Origin of the sequence: Rhizobium sp. 3T7 (assembly GCF_020166565.1) — a bacterium.
Lineage (GTDB): Bacteria > Pseudomonadota > Alphaproteobacteria > Rhizobiales > Rhizobiaceae > Rhizobium.
Map to the genome: position 1 here is coordinate 1 of NZ_JAIQXS010000033.1, position 21,077 is coordinate 21,077.

The 21,077-nt window shown below is 59.8% G+C and carries 11 protein-coding genes; 8 read left to right on the forward strand and 3 right to left on the reverse strand.

Annotated features, from left to right (window positions below):
- Both K9B32_RS27415 and K9B32_RS27425 read right to left on the reverse strand, forming a co-directional pair.
- Positions 1–9,329: peroxidase family protein (locus K9B32_RS27415; RefSeq protein WP_318013376.1), on the reverse strand; the 9,329-nt coding region annotated here is incomplete at its 3' end.
- Between the two features lie 721 nt (positions 9,330–10,050).
- Complete coding sequence (locus K9B32_RS27425) at positions 10,051–10,254, reverse strand: DUF2735 domain-containing protein (RefSeq protein ID WP_007795598.1); 204 nt, start codon at positions 10,252–10,254, stop codon at positions 10,051–10,053.
- Between the two features lie 487 nt (positions 10,255–10,741).
- Between K9B32_RS27425 and K9B32_RS27430 the strand changes: the two genes are divergently transcribed.
- The 6 genes from K9B32_RS27430 to K9B32_RS27450 all read left to right on the forward strand — a co-directional run bounded on the left by K9B32_RS27430 (position 10,742) and on the right by K9B32_RS27450 (position 16,579).
- A complete protein-coding gene (locus K9B32_RS27430; RefSeq protein WP_007795602.1) occupies positions 10,742–11,782 on the forward strand; it encodes a glutamine synthetase beta-grasp domain-containing protein in 1,041 nt (346 codons plus the stop codon).
- 238 nt (positions 11,783–12,020) lie between these two features.
- Positions 12,021–13,967 carry a BTAD domain-containing putative transcriptional regulator gene (locus tag K9B32_RS27435; protein ID WP_224568251.1) on the forward strand — a complete coding sequence of 649 codons (1,947 nt, stop codon included), beginning with the start codon at positions 12,021–12,023 and terminating at the stop codon, positions 13,965–13,967.
- 125 nt (positions 13,968–14,092) lie between these two features.
- Positions 14,093–14,224, forward strand: coding sequence for a hypothetical protein (locus tag K9B32_RS29005; protein ID WP_007795609.1), 132 nt, complete (start codon positions 14,093–14,095; stop codon positions 14,222–14,224).
- Positions 14,225–14,235: 11 nt separating this feature from the next.
- Positions 14,236–15,495 carry a YcaO-like family protein gene (locus K9B32_RS27440; protein ID WP_224568253.1) on the forward strand — a complete coding sequence of 420 codons (1,260 nt, stop codon included), beginning with the start codon at positions 14,236–14,238 and terminating at the stop codon, positions 15,493–15,495.
- Positions 15,492–16,238 carry a TfuA-like protein gene (locus K9B32_RS27445; protein WP_224568257.1) on the forward strand — a complete coding sequence of 249 codons (747 nt, stop codon included), beginning with the start codon at positions 15,492–15,494 and terminating at the stop codon, positions 16,236–16,238. Before K9B32_RS27440 ends, K9B32_RS27445 begins: the two co-directional genes overlap by 4 nt.
- 71 nt (positions 16,239–16,309) lie before the next feature.
- Positions 16,310–16,579 (forward strand): hypothetical protein, encoded by a 270-nt coding sequence (locus K9B32_RS27450; protein ID WP_007795619.1) that lies wholly within the window; start codon positions 16,310–16,312, stop codon positions 16,577–16,579.
- 30 nt (positions 16,580–16,609) lie between these two features.
- Here the strand turns inward: K9B32_RS27450 and K9B32_RS27455 are convergent, their stop codons facing one another.
- Positions 16,610–17,002 carry a helix-turn-helix domain-containing protein gene (locus tag K9B32_RS27455; protein ID WP_224568259.1) on the reverse strand — a complete coding sequence of 131 codons (393 nt, stop codon included), beginning with the start codon at positions 17,000–17,002 and terminating at the stop codon, positions 16,610–16,612.
- A gap of 239 nt (positions 17,003–17,241) precedes the next feature.
- Between K9B32_RS27455 and K9B32_RS27460 the strand changes: the two genes are divergently transcribed.
- Both K9B32_RS27460 and rbbA read left to right on the forward strand, forming a co-directional pair.
- Positions 17,242–18,309, forward strand: a complete 1,068-nt coding sequence (locus tag K9B32_RS27460; protein WP_224568261.1) for an HlyD family secretion protein — start codon at positions 17,242–17,244, stop codon at positions 18,307–18,309.
- Positions 18,306–21,077, forward strand: coding sequence for a ribosome-associated ATPase/putative transporter RbbA (gene rbbA / locus K9B32_RS27465; protein ID WP_224568292.1), 2,772 nt, complete (start codon positions 18,306–18,308; stop codon positions 21,075–21,077). The genes K9B32_RS27460 and rbbA overlap by 4 nt, the downstream gene beginning before the upstream one ends.

A 21,077-nucleotide genomic window follows, 5' to 3' on the forward strand; every position in this document is an offset into this window, starting at 1 on the left:
CCGACGATGATAAGATCGTTGCCGCGATCGCCAAGGATCGTGTCATTGCCCGGACCGCCATTGATGGTGTCGTTATCGCGACCGGCGTCGATCGTATCGTCACCCAGACCGCCATTGATAATGTCGTTGCCACGATCGCCGAGGATCGCGTCGTTGCCGTCGCCGGCATTGACGGTATCGTCGCCGCGACCGGCGTCGATGGTGTCGTTGCCGCCGCCGCCGTTGACTATATCGTTGCCGCGGTCGGCGTTGATGATGTCATCGCCTGCACCGCCGTTGAGCGTCTCGTCGCCCCGCGTTCCCACGACCGTGTTGGGTGGGGGAGGCTCAAGCCCGACACCCACTGTGGGCGCCGAGAACACCTCTTCCAAAACCCCATTGGCGTCCTGGTAGATAGCACGCACGCGCAATGCGAGTCCGGCTAAATCCGCGCCAGGCGTGAAGGTTGGGCCGGTCGCATGCACATCCCCCAGACCTGTGGCAATGATGATGTCTTCGAAGATGCCGGTACCCGGGCGCGGTTCGAACTGCCAGAAGTATGTGACTGGCCCGGTGATCAGGCCGTCAGGGTTGTCGGCATCGCTCACACCCGCGATCGATACCTCCAGAAGTTGACCCTCCGACGGTGTATTGTCCGCAGTGCCCGTTGCCGCGTCGCGGATCGAGAGCAGGCCAACCGGCTCGCTGTTGATACCTCCAAGTACGATCGATTGGTCAGAAAACCGCAGCCGCTCGATGTTTGACAAACGATCGGTTCCGTCCGGGCCAGCAACGCCCCCGACAATGTGCGATACCGTGATGAAGCCGTTGATGTCAGGCGTCGGCAGGTTGGCCGGGTCAAAGACCTGTCCATTGAAGCGATAGTTAGCCAGGACATCCGAGAACACCGCCGTGTCGAAACCAGGGCCATCCGCCGTCAAGATCTCACGGACGATTGTGAGTTGTCCGGGATTGATTTCACCGGAGAACACACGATCGGTCAGTTCACTCATGCTGTCAGCGCTGAAGAGTTCCTCGCCGGTGCCGTTTGCATTCGCGCGCACGCTGATGCGCACATTGAGCGAGAGGTCGCCGTCGATAAGATCGTCGCCGCCCCTGCCTTCAATGAGATCGCTGCCGTCGCCGCCGAGAATGATGTTACCCGAGCCGAACTGATCGTCGGCGGTGCCGACAATGCCATCCGATCCGGCAGCAGCAGCGCCGACGAATTGCTGCAGGCCAGTGACAAGGCCGAAATTGGTAAGCACGCTGCCGGTAAAACCAGACGAAGCAATCACGCCTGCGTCGGCATCATCGCCGCGCAGAATGTCGCTTAGGGAGGATCCCGACAGGCCTTCAGCCGATTCAAACCGCGCAAGAGCCGATGCCGCCGTCAGCGGCACGGGCGTTTCGTCGAAGGCGCGGAGGTTCAGGTCGACATTTGCGGCCAACGAGTCGTGCTTGAAAACGGCCCAGTCGAAACCGGACCCGCCGATGTAGCGGTCCACCTGGCCGCCATTGCCGACCATGATGTCATCGCCGCCCTCACCCAGCATTCGGTCTGCGACACTGTCGCCGATGAAGACGTCGTTGCCGATGATTGAATCCAGTCCGCGCGTGTCGAAATTTTCGCCGGCGCTGCCATCGGCCATTCCATGCTCGATCCAGTCGTCGCCTTCATTGCCGAACACCATTTCGTCCGCTCGGGTACCGAAGATGAAGTCGTTACCAGGGCCGCCGAAGGCTTCATTGCTGTCCTCACCGGTAACGATGAAATCGTTGCCGAAACCGCCAAGCATCAGGTTGATGCCATTGCCGGCATGGATGGCATCGTTACCATCGCCGCCCTGAAGGTTGTCGTCGCCGCCAAGATCGGTGATGATATCGTCGCCAGCGCCGCCGAGGATCATATCGACGCCGTCGCCGCCTTCGAGCCGGTCGTTGCCGGCGTCGCCATAGAGCGTGTCGTCGCCGATGCTCGCGATGATCGTGTCGTCACCGGCCGTACCGCCGAGGACAACATGATCCTCGCCAGTATACCGCAGGTAGTCGGTATCGGCACCTGGCGTTGCCGGGTTGTCTCGAATAACCAGCGGCGTCAGAAGGATGCCACCAAGCGGATCAGAATTGCCGGAAATCCCGTCCAGGCCAGCGACATCGTCAGCCGTCCCCTGAATTCCGTCGGCCCCGGCTTCGTTCAGTTCGGTGAACTGCTTGGTCTGGTCGACCTCAAGAGTAAAGCCAGGCGTCGAGAATACGTCGCCAGGCAGATGCGTGGCGTCGGTGTTGGCCATAATCAATTTGGCGAAGGAGTTGTTCTCCAGCTCGGTGAGGAAGTTCAGTCCGGCCGTACGCTCCAGGTAGTAGAAACGATCGCCATTCTGCAGCTTCTCCATCTGGTTCTCGAAGACGAAGTTGAAGGTCGAGCCCAGCAGGCCACCGAACGGCATCTGCCGCTCGGCGAGGCCGCCAACCCACAGGTCGATTGCATCGACACCGGTGGTCGTCACCCCGGTCGGGGAGTTGGCGTAGATGCCGGTGCTGTTGAGGAAGGCAAGGCGGTCGGCCTCGTCCGCGGTGAACGTCCTCTCAACGCCGCCTGCGCCTCCCGCGTTGATCACCGCGCTTCCGCCCAGAACCAGAGCGGCGGCAACGGCGCGTTTTTCCGCAAGCGTGTCGACGTCGGCCGCCGTCAGGGCGGCATGCGTGCCATACGCCGCGATGAAATTGACCACCGAGGATTCGTGCTTCAGGTTGGCCGCAAGCTCGACCCAACTCGCATATGGCTTGAGCTGGCCGTCGCCGGTGGCGTCGTAGAATTCACGGCGCGCCGCATTCAGCGACGGCACGCCGGTATCGCGCCCGCGCATCAGGTTGATGCTCGGCAGATCAAGCGGCAGGCCAAGAAGGTTGTTGCGCAACGCTTCGGTAACGAACTCGTCGATCTCGTTGCCGGCCTGGCGGGTCATGCCGCGCACGATGGCGCCGGCCGCCTGGTCGGCGGTCAAGGCACCGTCATTGTTGAACGCGACCGGATTGAGGAAGGCCTCGATCAGGCCGATCTCACTCGACTGGAAGTTGGGGTCGAGGCGATTCACGGTTTCCGTCAGCATCGAGTGGCCGAAGCGATAGACCACATGGGCGAACTCGGCAACGATTGCGGGATTGATCGTGGCGTCGTAGCCTTGGCCTTCGGCGAGGAACACGTCGACCTGCGGCTGGACCTTGCGCGCGAATTCCTCGAACACCAGGTGCTGGTACTGCATCTCGGTGGCAAAGCGCGCCGCCTGGAACAAGCGCTCGCCGTTCCACGAGCCATCGGGCAACTGCCACTGGGCGATGAAGGCGGGATCGTTAGAGGCGAGAACGACATCCTTGGTGTGCTGAACCATCCGGTTGTGTTCCGAATGGAAGATGTGGTGCACGGTGGTCAGGCCGATGTTCTCGTTGCCGCGACCATCGCCAGTGATGAAGTGGCGATCGAGCAACTCGTTGTCGTAGGTGCCCGGATTGTTGTCATCGCCAATGCCGGTGTCGGCGTCGGCCGTCAGGAGCGCGCCGGCCGAATTGCGTGGATTGGCGCTGTGCGCGATGTCGTCGAGGAAGGCATGGTTGGTCCGGACGACATCGACGGGGACAGCGAGGCCACCGGCGACCCCTTCGACAAGTCCGCCTGCGGTTACAAATTGCGCCAAGCCGTTCGCGCCCGGAATGAACTTGCCGTAGGGATCAGTGGCAACCATCGGCAGGTTGGTAACGTCCGCGTCCGTGAGGGTGATGCCAAGCATCAACGCTTGCGCTTTGACGTTGGCCCAGGTCGGCAGGCCGCCGTCAGCGCCGTCGAGCAACTGCCCTGTCGCAACCGGGTGATTGTTCGCATCGAGCGCGTACTCGCGCAGGAACACCTGATGCGAGGGATGTGAAGTATAGGTCTGGTTCTGATCGACGAAGGGAGTGGTCTGGTTGTTATGCCTGTGGATGTCGTCGGCCGTCCCGAGGACGCCGTCGGCGCCTGCCTGGACGAGCGTATTGGTGGCCCGGCTCAGCACCATGAAATTGGTCGGGCTACCCTCCACATAAAGGGGATCGTCAGGCTGCAACGGGACAAATATCGTGCCGTTTCCGCCCTTGTTGACGAGGTCGAGGCCATGGTCGAAGAACTGGCCAAAGAAGGTGAACCAGCCATTGAACCCCGCCGACAGGCCTTCGTCAGGCGCCGTGTTGGGGACAAATAGCGGTTGGCCGGCGGGAATGGGGACACCATTCAAATCGAGCAGGACGCCATTGACATCGAGCGTTCCGAGGCCCGCCGCGACGAAGGCCTCGACGGCCACCGGGTTGGTGATCGTCTGGTCGACGATCAGATTGGAGATGATGCGCGGATCGGCGTCGACGACGTTGGTTGTGGAGGCGTAGTTGGTATTGGTAATCGGGCCGAACGTGTCGCCGTCCTGGTCATTGCGGAACTGCTGATCCAGCAGAGACGGGAAATTCTGGTCGGCAGCGCCGAAGTCGGTCTGGCCCTGAACCAGGTTGTTGAACGAACCGTCCACCGTGCGCAGGCCAAAAGGCAGCCTGGTGTTCGGCAGCAGCGAGCGCAGGTCCTGTGCCGGGGTTCCATAAGCCCCCGAATGCGCTTCAGCGATCAGAATCTGTTCAAGCATGAACTGCAGATCGCTGCGGATCAGATGGATGCCGGCACTGGTGACCGGTGTTTCGGCCGGAATCGGCGCAGGCGCCGCCGCCGGTGCACCGGCAGCGACGGCCACTGTCGGCGCGGAGAAAACCGTCTCCAGCACGCCATTGGCATCCTGATAGACCGCCTTGGCGCGCAATCTCAGCCCATCAAGATCGGGCGTGATGCGGAACGTACTGCCGAGCGCCGTGCCGGGGTTGCCGCCGCCAAAGTCGACGATATCCTGGAAGATGCCCGAGCCGGCGATGGCTTCCGATTGCCAGATGATGCTGATCGGACCGGTAATTTCTCCCGTGCCCGGATTGTCGGCGTCGGTGACGCCCGCCGTCGAAGCCGTCAATACCTGATTGACGGCCGGCGTGAGGTCGTCAAGCACCAACAGGCCAACCGGATCATTGTTGAGACCGGCCACGAGTGTCACGGACTGGTCCGCAAATTGCAGCCGCTCGACGTTCAGGAGGCGGTCGGCGCCATCAGCGTCGACACCGATGACTACTCCATTTCCATCAAGCAGGTTGTGCGTGACAGTCGTAACACCGTCCAGGCTGGTCACGACAGTGTAGTTGGCTCGATTGTCGGAGAATACGGCGGTATCGAAGTCGGCGTCGCCGGTGTTGATCTCGCGAACGATACTGAGCTGGCCTGGCTTGATTTCACCCGAAAGCACATAGGGCACAAGCTCTGTCAGGCTGTCCACACTGGTGATGACGGGCTGGCCCGGCTGCGGCGTGTGGCCGGTCACCGAAATCCGCACGTTCAACCAGCGGTCGCCGTCGATGAGGTCGTCACCGCCGCGGCCTTCGATAATGTCGCTACCGCTGCCGCCGAGGATGATATTGCCGGCGCTGAACGAAGTGACGCCCGTCGTCGATAGAATCTGGTCGAGAAACGCCTGCAGATCGTTAATCAGGCTGATATTGGTGAGCGAACTGTTCTGCGGCCCGGCAACGTTGATCTCGGCCGCGTCGGCATCGTCGCCGCGCAGGATGTCGCCAAAGGCCGATCCAGTCAGGCCCTCCACCTGGGCGAACCGGTCAAGAATACCCTGGTTGGAGGGCGTTGCCGGCGGCTCAATGAAGTCGTTGACATTGAGGTCGACGGTCACGCCGAACGCATCGTTCTTGTAGCTGGCCCAGTCGAAGCCGCCGCCGCCGCCAAAATGGTCTTCGCCGTCGGACATGACCATGATGTCGTCGCCGCCTTCGCCGTCGACTTCGTCGAAGCCGCCGCCGGTGATGAAAACATCGTGGCCGATGACGGTGCTCGCCTCCTGCGGGTCGAAATTGTCGCCGCCCGCGCCATCGGATGTGCCGATCTCGATCCAGTCATCGCCCTCATTGCCGAATGTCGGCAAGTTCATCTGGGCGCCCAGGATGAAGTCGTTGCCGGTGCCGCCGAAGGTCTCGGAAACGTCCTCACCGGTGATGATGAAGTCGCTGCCACCTCCGCCGAGGATCAGATTGAAGCCATTGCCGCCGTGAATGACGTCATCGCCGTCATTGCCCTTGAGGACGTCATCGCCGCCTAGGTCGGTAATGATGTCGTCGCCGGCGCCGCCTTCGATATTGTCGACGCCGTCGCCACCTTCGAGCCGGTCGTTGCCACCGTCGCCCATGAGCGTGTCATCGCCGATGCTCGAAATGATAATGTCATCGTTCTCGGTGCCGCCGAGAACCACGTGATCCTCGCCGGTGTAGTGGAGGAAATTCGTATCGACGACCGCAGTCGCCGGGTTGTCGCGAATGACGAGCGGAATGAGGGCAGAGCCACCGAGAGGATCCTGGTTGGGGGTGGCAATGTCATCTGCGCTCTCATCAACAAGCGGCGTAAGGGGATCATCACCCAGTATGCCGTCCGGGCCAGGATCATTGACCACGTTCGCATTGAACTGCCGGGTCTGATCGACTTCGAGGATGAGGCCCGGCGTCGAGAACACGTCGGCAGGTAGATGCGTGGCATCGCTGTTGGCCATAATCAATTTGGCGAACGAGTTGTTCTCCAACTCGGTGAGGAAATTCATGCCGGCGGTGCGGGCAAGGTAGTAGAAGCGATCGCCATTCTGCAGCGCCTCCAACTGCGTCTCGAAGACGAAGTTGAAGGTCGAGCCCAGCAGGCCACCGAACGGCATCTGCCGCTCGGCGAGGCCGCCAACCCACAGGTCGATTGCATCGACACCGGTGGTCGTCACGCCGGTCGGGGAGTTGGCGTAGATGCCGGTGCTGTTGAGGAACGCAAGCCGGTCGGCCTCGTCCGCAATGAATGTCCTTTCGGCAATGCCACCGGCGTTGATCACCGCGCTTCCGCCCAGAACCAGAGCTGAGGCAACGGCGCGTTTTTCCGCAAGCGTGTCGACGTCGGCCGCCGTCAGGGCGGTGTGCGTGCCGTAGGCGGCGATGAAATTGATAACCGACTCGGGATGCTTCAGGTTCTGCACCAGGTCGACCCAGCTCGTATAAGGCTTGAGTTGGCTGTCGGAAGTCATTTCGTAAAATTCACGACGCGCGGCATTCAACGATGGCACGCCGGTATCACGGCCACGCGCAAGGTTGATGGTCGGCAGATCAAGCGGCAGGCCAAGAAGGTTGTTGCGCAACGCTTCCGTGACGAACTCGTCGATCTCGTTGCCGGCCTGGCGCGTTACGCCGCGCACGATGGCGCCGGTCGCCTCTTCCGGCGTTGGACCGCTTGCGGCAAAGGCGAGCGGGTTGAGGAAGGCCGCGATCAGGCCAACTTCGTTTGATACGAAATTGGGATCGAGGCGGTCGATTGTCTCGGTCAGCATCGAGTGCCCGAAGCGGTAGACCGTATGTGCAAACTCGGCAACGATCGCGGGATCGATCGTGGTGTCGAAACCTTCAGGCGCAAGAAACGCATCGACCTGCGGCTGGACCTTGCGCGCGAACTCCTCGAACACCAGGTGCTGGTACTGCATTTCGGTGCCGAATTTCGCCACCTGGAACAGGCGTTCGCCATCCCACTGGAGCGTGGCGATGTCCGTCAGCGCCGGGACCGTCAGCACGTCGACCACCAGCCATTGATTGAGGAAGGCAACCGCCTCAGCCTGCGTCGCGCCACCGGCCAGCAGCGTCTGGGCATCGCTGACAAGGACTTCCTTGGTATGATCGGCCAACCGGTTGTGTTCGGCATGGAAGATCGAATGGACGGCGGTGAGGCCGATATTCTCGTTCACGCGGCCGTCGCCGGCGATGTAGTGCGCGTCGAGCAGCTCGTTGTCGTAAAATCCCTGTCCCGGAGGTGTGCCACCTGCGACAGTGTCGACGTCCGGGGTCAATGCCTGGGGTGGTGTTGCCGGATTGCCGTCATGGTCGCCGAAGGGGTTGGCGGCATGCGCGATGTCATCGAGGAAGCCGTGTCCGGTGCTGATCGCCTGGGACGCGTTGACTGGCAATGCCGGATTGCCTTCGACAAGAACCGGGGGAGGCCCGGCGGCGACGACGAGTTGTGGAAAGCCGTTCTGGCCGCCGATGAAGTTGCCATAAGCATCCGTGGCAAGCAGCGGCACGCGAAGCGCGTCGGCGTCGGTCAGGTTGATGCCAAGGATGTCGCGCGCCTGCGCCTTCACGACGGCCCAGGTGGCCATGCCGCCGATTTCTTCGTCATCGGCCGTGCCATATATGCCGTCGGCTCCGAGGTCGCGATTGGTGATCAGCTTGCCGGTAGGCACCGGCCTGCCATTGGCATCCAATTCATAGGCGCGCAGGAAAACCTGATGCGAGGGATGCGAGGAATAGGTCTGGTTCTGGTCGACAAACGGCGATGTCGTGTTCATCGCCTCGTGGGTTGTGTTGTCGGCGGACTCGTCAACGGCCGTCGTCGGGTCATCGTTAAGAATGCCGTTGGCGCCCGGCCCGGCAAACTGGGTCGCCCGCGTCAGCACCATGAAGTTGGTCGGGCTGCCCTCGACAAAGAGCGGATCATCCGGCTGCAGCGGGATGAACACGACATCATTCCCGCCCTTGGTCACGAGGTCGAGACCATGGTCGAAGAACTGGCCGAAAAAGGTGAACCAGGAATTGAATGGCGCAGACAGACCTTCATCCGGGGTGGTATTGGGAATGAAGAAGACGGGCTTGTCGTCGGCCGTGCCAAACTGGCCATCCAGCCCAGGGCTGGTAGCGATATTCAGGCCAAGATCCGTTACCGTTTGATCGAACGCCTGCTGAGCGGCTATCACAGCCGGGTCTGACGTATTGCCGCCGGCATTGGCCTTGGCCGTCTCCAAAGCCTGGAGGGCAGCGAGGAAGGAAGCGCTGTCTCCGGCAATGTCCACAGATCCGGCATTCTGGAGAGCGGCCGCAATCGCCGCCGGATTGTTCAACGACTGGTCGACGATCAAATTGCTGATCGTTCGCGGCTGCGAGTCGATGACCGTGCCACTTGTCTGCGCATATGAGGTTCCAGCTTGGGCATCACGAAACACCGGGTCCGTCAGGCGCGGGAAGATGTTGTCGGACGCGCCGAACTCGCTCTGATCCGCAAAAAGATTGTTGAATGATCCATCAACCGTGCGCAGACCGAAGGGGACGAACGAGTTCGGGACCAGGGTTTTCGGATCAGATCCGGCCGCGTGGGCCTCCGCGAGGAGAATTTGCTGCAGGATGAAGTCCAGGTCCGAGCGAATAAATTGTACCATGCCACCCTCCCAATGATTGCCTTCGCCTTGGACACAGCTTCGCCCTCGCACCAAACGAAGTGCGCTGCCGGCTGAACACGCCGCCGGAGCCATGGCCGCGACAGTTGTTAGGCTCTCGACCGACCAATCGTCGATGATTATGCAAGGATTATGTAAGCTTGAGCATCTGTATGCGAGGGGCCTTGGTCTCGCCATTGCCGAGACCAAGGTCCAAGTGTCGCTTGGCACCTAGGACAGTCCCCTGAACGCGGAATCGGCATTTGGATGACAGTCGCTCTTTGCCGTGATTCCCTGCGTCTTCCCAATCAGGAGGCAGTGATGGCACGTGCATTGAGCGATGATCTTCGCAGTCGTGTTCTGGCGGCGTCGGCAGGCGGGATGTCGGCGCGATCCGTTGGGTCGCGGTTCGGGATCGGGATTTCGCACGGCAGGGTCAACTGACTGCGGCAAAACAAGGGCGACGTGCTGGGAGGCGAAAGGGTTCTAGGTGTGCCCAGGTGGCCAAGGTCGAGTCCAGCGATTTCCGACCGGAGCAGGTCCCTGCAAAGCCGAGGAGCAGCATCGGCGGGCAACCGACGCTTCGCCCTTGGACGTCACGCGAAGGTACTTGTAATTAGACTCATCTAGAGCGCCGCGTTGGCAGCGGGGCGACTTGCGGGACCCCGGCTAAACCGCGTCACAGTGCTATGCCGTCGGGCGCAGGTTCACGATCAAGAAAAGGTCAATCCACGATGCGGGGCGTGAACTTTGGCTGTGCCGGCTCTGCCGTTTCTTTGATGGCTTCGTCGTGATACCAGCAGCTTTCATAGACCGAAGGGATCATATCCCGTTCAATATCAACTGCCGGGCGACGCTCCGCCGCAGCAAAACGCTTCGCTGGAAACGCGTAAATTGTTGCCGTCTCGTGATGCACACCAATGGCCATAAAGTGCCTCCTTGCTCATCGACGCCCGAGGACAATAACACGACCATAACAGAACTGCACAGTAATTGCGCGATCTGATTGAAAAACATGCGACATATGTTGGGATTATGGGCATTCGAATCTGCTGGCTTTTATATCGGAATCTCATTGGGTATAAAATATAATCATATGCACAAAAAATGATCGACTGAGTTGAACTGCGAAAAAAATGTTGCAGCCTTCTCCGGTCGCGGCGGCCGAACGCACGCTCCGCAACTACCTTCGGCAGCTAACTGCTTGAGTCCGCTGTCGGTTCCTCGCTCGGTCATCTCCGTGGAGCAAACTCGGTCGGTCGGCTTTGTCGGGCGCAATCGATTGGCTAGCGACATCATCGCACACAAACTGGCACGCCACGTGCATGTAATTTGGTATCCCTTCGCGGCCTGGTCGCTTCAACGGTCGGTTCGCGTGAGGATTTGCTCACGATTTATGTTTGAGAGACTCGCAAATGACCAAGTATAAGCTCGAGTACATCTGGCTCGATGGGTACACCCCGGTACCAAATCTCCGCGGCAAGACGCAGATCAAGGAATTCGACGCTTTTCCGACACTCGAGCAGCTCCCGCTCTGGGGCTTCGATGGTTCGTCGACGATGCAGGCAGAAGGCCGCAGCTCTGACTGCGTGCTGAAGCCTGTCGCGATTTATCCGGACCCGGCCCGCACGAACGGCGTTCTCGTCATGTGCGAAGTCATGATGCCGGATGGTGTCACCCCGCATCCGTCCAACAGCCGCGCCACCATCCTCGACGACGAGGACGCCTGGTTCGGTTTCGAGCAGGAATACTTCTTCTACGAGAACGGCCGTCCGCTCGGTTTCCCGGAAACCGGCTACCCGGCTCCGCAGGGCCCCTACTACACCGGCGTCGGCTACTCGAACGTCGGCTCGATCGCCCGCGAGATCGTTGAAGAGCACCTCGACCTGTGCCTCGCAGCCGGCATCAACCACGAGGGCATCAACGCCGAAGTGGCCAAGGGTCAATGGGAGTTCCAGATCTTCGGCAAGGGCTCAAAGAAGGCCGCCGACCAGATCTGGATGGCACGCTACCTGCTGCAGCGCCTCACGGAAAAGTACGGCATCGACATCGAGTATCACTGCAAGCCGCTCGGCGATACCGACTGGAACGGCTCGGGCATGCACTGCAACTTCTCGACCAAGTTCATGCGCGAAGTCGGCGGCAAGGCTTATTTCGAAGCTCTGATGGCGCAGTTCGACAAGAACCTGATGGACCACATCAACGTTTACGGCCCGGACAACGACAAGCGCCTGACCGGCAAGCATGAAACGGCTCCGTGGAACAAGTTCTCCTATGGTGTTGCCGATCGTGGTGCCTCGATCCGTGTTCCGCACTCCTTCGTTAAAAATGATTATCGCGGTTACCTGGAAGATCGTCGCCCGAACTCTCAGGGTTGCCCTTACCAGATCGCTTCGCAGGTTCTGAAGACGATCTCGGAAGTACCGACGGCTGGTTTTGCTTCGGCCGCGGCCTAAGCTAGCGCGTTATTCACTGCAAATGGCGTCGATCGAAAGGTCGGCGCCATTTGTTTATTGGTGGCGTCAGTGGACCGAAAGGATGGCGCAATAGCATTTCAGGCGGGGCACTTTTCCAGTAAGTTGCGTGCCGAAATCATCTACCGGTTGATAAATTCAACCGGACAAGCATAATCCTTTTGCGTTGCCATTGTTTGTCCCTATACTCGCGTTCGGATTCTCCAATCGCGAGTTGCTCGTGACAGGCAAACAGAACCGTCTTCTCCGTTTACTTGGAACGCCCGCGCTTTTCGCGGAGGGCAGCGAGATCGTCTTGCCCGAGAAGGCCTACGCGTTGCTCGCTTTTCTGGTGACTGCGCCGCAATACGCGATGGAACGGGAAATCCTGCGAGCGATCCTGTGGCAGTCGGATCAATCCAAACAGCGAGCCGGCAGCCTGCGCCAGCTTCTGGCGCGGATTGATCGCAGCATTCCCGACAGCCTGCCGCGCTTGCTCAAGGCGACGAATACCCATGTTTCCTTCAACCGTGATGATTGGGACGCAGACGTACTGGTCCTCAGCGATACGGCGGTGCCCTTGCCGCGATCAGCGTGGGATCTGCTTCGCGGTGATCTTCTCGAGGGATTCAAGGCGCCGACGATCGAGGCCGAAGAGAGGGTTGTCGTCGAGCGTCAGCGCATTGAGCAACGCCGCGAGGCTCATATAATTGCGCTTCTCGAAACGCCGGAGAAACGCACATCCGACGACATCCTGATGCTTGCAGGCTCGCTGCTTGATGCGGACCCTGCGAACGAAGTCGCTTGCCGAGCGCTGATGCAACGGCACGTGGACGCCGGTGATCTCGCAGCCGCACGTCAGGTGTATTTGCGCTGTCGCAATGAGCTGAAGGCTGAATACGGTGCAGAGCCGGATGGCCGGACCCTGGCCGTGGCGCAGGAGCTCGGCATCATCACGCCGGCCTCACTTGCAGGCCCCTTGAAAGAAATACCCGGCAACGTCCCTTCTGACCCAGTGGGTCAGCCGCGGGTCCTCATTCTGCCGCCGGATACCATCTTGTCTGACCCGGTGCTGCAGCGTGTGGGGCGCGCGCTTTTGGAAGAGGTCACGATCGGACTAAGCCAGCAGCGCGGCTTCAAGGTGATTGCCGCGCACACGAGCCTGGAAATCGTCAATCGCAGTCTCGCTGGCGATCCCTTTGTGCCGACGCCACCCGAGCTGCGGTTTGATTATACCGTCTATGTTACGATCCATGGTCGCGAGGATGACATCTATTCCACGTGCCGACTGACGAAGAACTCGACGGCCGAAGTGCTCTGGGCGATCGACCTGCCGCTTGCCATGCAGAAGGTCAACCAATCCTTCGCTCAGCTTGCCCGACGAATTGTGATGACGCTCGCCGACACCATCGAACGCCGCGAGCTTCTGGATATGACGCATGACGTCAATCCGTCGGCCTACCGCCTGTACCTCGAAGGAAAGCGGCTCGTTTCGAAGACCGATCTTCAGCACCTGCGCCAGGCGCGCAAATGGTTCAAATCAGCGCTCTCCCGCCACGACAGGTTTTCATCGGCTCACGCTGGAATGGCCCGCGTGCTCGGTATGGAGTGGCTTGTGCGCGGAATGAAGGATACGCAATTGCTGGAGGAGGCGGACCGCTCCGCCTGGCTTGCTCGTGACAGCGACCCGAATAGTGGCAGGGCGATGCGCGAATTGGGCTTCGTCGCTCTTTATCGCCGCCGCTTCGACGATAGTCTCGAATTTTTCGCCGAAGCGCAGATGCTGAACCCCAATGACGCCGACATTCTCGCCGATCATGCTGATGCCCTGCTGCATGATGGTCAAAGTGACCGGGCGCTGGAGTTGAGCCTGGCAGCGCTGAAGCTCAATCCGTTGCCACCGGACTATTACTACTGGAATCTCGGCGGTATCCATTTCGTGCAGGAAAACTATGCAAAGGCGATCGAGGTCTTGGATCGCGTCAAGGATCGCCCTGCGACCTCGCGCCTTCTGGCTGCATCCCACGCCAAGAACGGTGACCTGCGAACTGCGTCGCGCTATGCCTCTATCGTCCTCGAGAATTTTCCCGATTTCCGCACCGATGATGTCTGGCAATTCGTGCCGGACCGCAATCCGGATGACACCCGTCAGCTGATTGACGGCCTTCGGATGGCCGGGTTGTCTTGAAGCGTTACACCTGCGGTGCTTTGGGCGCCGTTCTAGCGCGAATCCTGGTCACGCCGAAATAACGCCAGTCGGGGCATGTTCCTCCTGTCCGCAGCACGATGCTGCTTCTAGCAGGAGATGACACAATGACGACCACCCAGATCAAGCCAGTTGCAGTACGCCTTTCCGCCGCCGCTCAAGCCGTCCTGAAACAGGAAGCCGTCCAGCTTGACACAAACGCCACGGCAAACATTGTTCACGCCCTGAAGTTCCGTTGAGGTCGATGCGAATGTCTGTTCAGACCGCACTCGAGCGCCTGGCGCATGATCTCAGTCTTTCATCGGCCGGCATCAATAGCTATCACGACCGCTCACTGACGCCTGGGCAGACATTCGCGGCCATCAAACCGCACTTCAAGGAACTTGGCATTACGCGGGTGGGTTTGCTCACCGCGCTTGACCTCGTCGAGATCCCCGTTGCTTTCGCGACGCGGCCGAACAGCTACACGCTTTCAGTTTTTCAGGGAAAAGGCATCGACGAAGAAGCCGCTATGACTTCGGCCGCGATGGAAGCTGTCGAGACGCGCATTGCTGAGATGCAGCCGCGCGACCTGGTAATGGCGACGCTGCACGGAATGAAGGCCGAACATGCGCCGATGATCGACCTCGATTCGGTCGCCCGCTGCGTTCCCTCCGAGATCGGTTCGCAGCCGATCGCCTGGAGCGAAGGTCTGGACATCATGTCCGGCCGCCCTGTCTTCGTGCCTTGGCCGCTCGTCGGTCTCGATCATCGGGGCGTCCGCCCCTGCGGGTTCGAGCAGTCGAGTGATGGTCTCGCATCCGGAAATCGGCCGGCGGAAGCTGTGCTTCACGGGCTTTGCGAGCTGGTCGAACGTGACGCCTGGGCACTGACGCAGTTGCGCCCGCACGAGCAACTGTGCGGCGCGCGGATCGATCCGGCGGCCTTCGGTGATCCTGTCCTGGATATTGTCGTAGATCGCATCAGGCGCGCAGGAATGCGTCTCCTGCTGCTCGACATGACGACCGACATTGGCGTCCCCAGTTTTCTGGCAGTTATCATACCCGGCAATCTTGGTGAGCGTGTGGATACGCGCTGGACCCATGTGTGCGGGGGATGCGGCTGCCACCCCGATCCTATTCGCGCAGCGCTGCGCGCAATCACCGAGGCGGCACAGAGCCGTTTGACCGCGATTGCTGGTAGCCGCGACGACTTTTCCCCGCGTCTCTACCAGAGGCTCGACAACGGCGGCCCGATGCAGGAACTCATCAATCTTTGCGACGAAGCACCCGTCGCTCCCAAATTTTCTTTCGAAACGACGCCGCGCAGCATCCAGGAAAATATCAGCCACATTCTCGATCGCCTGAAGGCGAAAGGTATCGATCAGGTGGTGGCCGTGCCGCTTCCCCATCCGCGCCTGCCGGTTTCAGTCGTCCGCATGATCGTTCCTGGCCTCGAGGTGGATGTCAGCGGCGAATTCATTCAACTCGGGTTGCGCGCCGTCAACGCTATGCAGGGAGCAATGCAATGAAGGTGATCTTCGCCGGCCCGAGCTTTGGCGCCGATATTGGCAGTCTCCGAGACGAGAACCCTTCGATCGCCTTTCGCGGGCCGGCCGCACGCGGTGACATATTGCAGGCCGTGCAGGATGGCGCACGGGCAATTGGGATTGTCGATGGCTACTTCGGGGAAGTGCCTTCGGTCTGGCACAAGGAGATCCTCTACGCATTGCAGCACAATGTCGTCGTTGCCGGCGGCGCCAGCATGGGGGCTCTGCGCGCGGCCGAATGCGCAGCGTTCGGCATGGTCGGTCTGGGTTCGATCTACGAGGATTACGCGGAAGGTCGCCTGATTGACGACGAGGCTGTGGCGCTCGTGCACGCGCCGGAAGAACTCGGCTGGCTGCCGCTCTCGATCCCGTGGGTCGATTTTCAGCCGACGATCGACGGTCTGTACCGGCGGGGCGCTCTATCGCTTGCCGAACACAAGATGCTGTTGCTTGCCGGCCGCGCGCTTCATTTTTCGCAGCGTACCTATCCCAAGGTCGTCGAGGGCTGCACTTTCGCCAGTGGGGACCGCGCCAAGTCGATCCTGCGGATGATCCGAGCAGCCAAAATTGAGCGCAAGCGTCAGGATGCCGAACTCGTCCTGCAGTATCTGCAAGAAGTGGAGTTTGCCGTTCAGGAGCGTGACTGGGGTTTTGCCGCCACCTCGCACTGGGAGCACTTGCGGGCGGAAATCACGGGGGGCGTCACGCCTGTAACGCCCGAGTAACGCCTGAGCACAATGATGGATCTCGTTGAAGCCCGGAAGGCTCATCAGCAGAGAAGGTGAAGGCGGTGGCAATGAACATTCTGACGAGGGACGAGGGAACGGGTAGCGAGTATGCCAGAATATTCCGGTTGCTCTCGGCCGCGAAAGATGAAGCCCAGAAACTCAAGCTGCATAATTTGATGCACTTGACCAACATGGCTCTTCTTCAGGTCGTGATCGATTGGGACGGCATTGACCCCGAACGCGAGCTCGACGTCAATCTCGAAAAGCTGATCGGCAAGAAGACGCAGGTCGCAATGAAAGATGCCAGCGAGAACCTCGTGCTTCTCGACTGCCACTGACGTTCGGACCGTCCAACGCCGACCAGAAAGCTATTCAGCGTCGTCCAATTCCATGCCGGCAATTGCCTGCACGAGCTTTACGATCTTCTTGCGAACCTGTTCGTTCTTGATCGACAAAAACGCGGCGTTAAGCAATACGCCGTCGCGGGAGACGACGAATTCCTCGCTGGGCGACGGATTGTCGTTGGCGGTGCCGGGGTTGACGTCTTCGAAGAAAGATCGGACGTCGACATCGAGCGCGCCGGCAATCTCAACCAGCATGCTCGCGGAAACGCGGTTGGATCCCTTTTCGTATTTTTGAATCTGTTGAAACGTGACGCCGACCCGATCGCCAAGCTCGGTCTGCGATACCTTACGCATCAGACGCTTTATGCGGATCGTCTTCCCGACGTGAACATCTACTGCATGGGGTCCATCTTTCATGGTTCTCTCCTTCCAACGCCGGTTGTTGCGCGACTATTATGCTAGCAATCAACCTAACGGAGATAATTGATCGGATCAATTGTGTTGATTCGTTTTTATTTGGCGTCTTACGCGTGGCACAACGCATTGAAGATGCGGCCATCCGGCAGATTCGTGATTATTGAAACGTCAAATTACTGTTATTGTTGTGATCAACCATAGATCGTGATCGGGTATTCGCTTAAGTCTGAGAGGTCGGCATGCCGGCAAAGAAGAATTGGCTTTTCATTGCGTTGCTCGCCGTTTTAGTGGTCGGTGGCTATTACGCGTGGCAGAAATTCTCGAACGGCGGCCTCCCTGATAATATTGCCAGCGGCAATGGGCGCATCGAAGCGACCGAGATCGATATCTCGACAAAGACTGCGGGCCGCATTCAGGACATTCTCGTCAATGAGGGCGATTTTGTCGAGGCGGGTCAGATGCTTGCCAGAATGGACACCGAGCAGCTCGAGGCGAGACGCCGTCAGGCCGAGGCGCAGTTGCGCCGGGCCGTTATCGGCGTTGATACGGCAAATAGCCTAGTCAAACAACGTGAAGCCGAGCACGCCGCTGCCGTTGCCGTCGTTGCCCAGCGTGAGGCGGAAGCCGACGCGGCGCAAACGAAGCTTACACGGTCGGAGCAATTACGGAAAAGCAACACGATTTCGCAACAGATTCTGGATGACGACCGCGCGGCTGCCCAAGGAGCAAAGGCCGCGGTTGCGGCAGCGCAGGCGCAGCTCGCAGCCGCGGAGGCCGCCATTACCTCTTCGAAGGCGCAGGTCGTGGATGCGGAAGCTGCGGTCGATGCGGCGAGAGCAGAGATCGAGAGCATCGACGCCGACATCACCGACAGCGTCCTGAAGTCACCGCGTGAGGGTCGCGTGCAATATAAGGTAGCGCAACCGGGCGAGGTCCTTGCCGCGGGTGGACGCGTGCTCAATATCGTCGACTTGAGTGATGTCTACATGACCTTTTTCTTGCCGACCGACCAGGCGGGACGCGTTCCGATGGGAGCAGAGGTACGGCTCGTGCTCGATGCAGCACCGAAATACATCATACCGGCCAACGTGACGTTCGTCGCAGACGTCGCCCAGTTCACGCCAAAGACCGTCGAGACGCAGGAAGAACGGACGAAGCTGATGTTCAGGATCAGGGCCAGGATCCCGCCGGAGCTGCTGCGCAAATATGTTCAGTTCGTCAAGACGGGCCTCCCAGGCATGGCCTATGTACAGCTCGACCGCGAAGCGGAATGGCCCACCCATATTTCCGGGCCGGTGCTGCAATGAACGGCCAGCCACCCGGCGAGCCAGATCGCCAGGTCGCTCGCCTTGAGGGCGTTAGCCTCGCCTACGGCGAGACAAAGGCGCTGGACAACATAACGCTCGACCTGCCGGCGAACCGTATGATCGGCTTGATAGGTCCGGATGGCGTGGGCAAGTCGAGTCTTCTGTCGCTCATTGCCGGCGCACGTGTCATCCAAAAAGGGCGGGTGGACGTGCTTGGTGGCAGTATCGCCGATGCGACACATCGCAGCATAACCTCCCCGAAGATCGCCTACATGCCACAGGGGCTTGGTAAGAATCTTTATCCCACGCTTTCGGTTTTCGAGAACGTGGACTTCTTTGCTAGGCTCTTTGGTCAGGCAAGAGAGGAGCGGGAGGCGCGCATTGCCGGGCTACTGAGGGGAACCGGGCTCAGCTCCTTTGCAGATCGACCGGCCGGCAAGCTCTCCGGCGGTATGAAGCAAAAGCTCAGCCTTTGCTGCGCCCTGATCCATGACCCCGATCTACTTATCCTTGACGAGCCGACAACCGGCGTTGATCCCTTGTCTCGCCGCCAGTTCTGGGAGTTGATCGATCGCATCCGGCAAAGTCGTGCGGGCATGAGCGTTATCGTCGCAACCGCCTACATGGAGGAAGCGGCGCGTTTCGACTGGTTGGTCGCGATGGATGGCGGCAGGGTCCTGGCGACCGGAACGCCGGTCGAGCTCATGAAGGCCACCGGAACGGACGATCTCGATACGGCCTTCATCGCACTTCTTCCCGAGGAGAAGCGCGCCGGACATAGCGGTGTCGATATGCCGCCAAGGATGCCAGCCGCCGAGCAGGAGATCGCGATAGAGGCAAGCCACTTGACCATGCGGTTTGGCAACTTTACCGCCGTCGATGACGTAAGCTTCCGCATCGCTCGGGGCGAGATATTCGGGTTCCTTGGCTCGAATGGCTGCGGCAAGACGACAACGATGAAAATGCTGACGGGGCTTTTGCCGGCAAGCGAAGGAACGGCGCATCTCTATGGTCGCGAGGTCGATTCAAACGATATCGAGATCCGCCGTCGTGTCGGCTATATGTCGCAAGCCTTCTCCCTTTATACGGAGTTGACGGTTCGCCAGAACCTCGACCTTCATGCGCAGCTGTTCAGCATTGCCCCGCAATTGATTCCGGCTCGCATACAGGAGACGATGCAGCGGTTCGATCTGGCCGATGTGATGGATGTCTTGCCGGATGCCCTGCCGCTCGGCATACGACAGCGTCTGTCGCTTGCGGTGGCGATGATCCATTCACCGGATATTCTGATCCTTGACGAGCCGACGTCCGGCGTCGACCCGGTCGCCCGCGACAATTTCTGGCAGATCCTGTCGGATCTGTCGCGAAAGGACAATGTTACGATCTTCGTCTCGACGCATTTCATGAACGAGGCGGCCCTGTGTGATCGGATATCGTTGATGCATGCCGGAAAGGTGCTTGTGAGCGACACACCTGAGGCCATTGTGAAAGCGCGTTCCGCGACCAGTCTCGAGGAGGCTTTCATAGCCTATCTCGAAGGCGCAACCGGGGACAAGGAAGTAGCGCCGGCAAGCTTTGCGTCTGCGAATGTGCAGGCAGGCGATGCCGCGAGGCAAGCAGGGGCCGGTGGGCTGGGGCGGATTTTCGATTTTCGAAGGATGTTTGCCTACACGCGCCGCGAAGCGCTTGAACTCAGACGCGATCCCATTCGTGCGACGCTGGCGGTGGTCGGCAGTGTCATTTTGATGTTCGTCATTGGCTATGGCATCAACATGGATGTCGAAAACCTTTCCTTCGCTGTACTCGACCGTGATGACACCACGATCAGCCAGGACTATGTCCTGCAGATTTCCGGTTCCCGGTACTTCGATGAAAGGCCGCCAATCGTCGACTATGCGGATATGGACCGTCGAATGAGATCAGGGGAGCTCAGCCTTGCGATCGAAATCCCGCCCGGTTTCGGCAGGGATATCTCGCGTGGACGAAGCGTGGAGATAGGGGCCTGGATCGATGGCGCCATGCCGAGCCGAGCCGAAACGGTCCGGGGCTACGTGGAGGGAATGCATGCAGAATGGCTCGCGCGAAAAGCGCAACAGCGCGCTGGAGCCGCGGCTGCCACCGCAAATTTCCAGCTGGACATCCGCTACCGCTACAATCCGGACGTACAAAGCCTTGTTGCTATGGTCCCCGGTGTCATTCCGCTCCTGCTGATGATGATCCCCGCAATGCTTGCCGGCCTCAGCGTGGTGCGCGAAAAGGAGCTCGGCTCCATCATCAATTTTTACGTAACACCGGTTACTCGCATCGAGTTCTTGTTTGGCAAGCAATTGCCCTATATCGCTCTCGCGATGCTCAACTTTTTCATGTTGAGCGCATTCGCGGTCTTCATCTTTCGTGTCCCTTTTACCGGCAGCTTCCTGACGTTTGCGTTCGCAGCGCTGATCTACGTCACGATCACAACAGGCATGGGGCTGCTTATCTCAGCCTTCATGAGCAGTCAGATCGCCGCGATTTTCGGCACCGCCCTGATAACCCTCATTCCGGCAGTTCAGTATTCGGGTATGATCGACCCCGTATCATCACTACAAGGGGCCGGCGCCTTCATCGGCAAGATTTATCCCGCCGCCCACTTTGTCACGATCTCGCGCGGGACCTTCTCCAAGGCTCTGGGCTTTAGCGACTTGGTCGATTCCTTCATACCATTGCTGATTGCCGCTCCGATTGTGATGTGCTTAGGGGCAGCGCTTCTGAAGAAACAGGCGAACTGA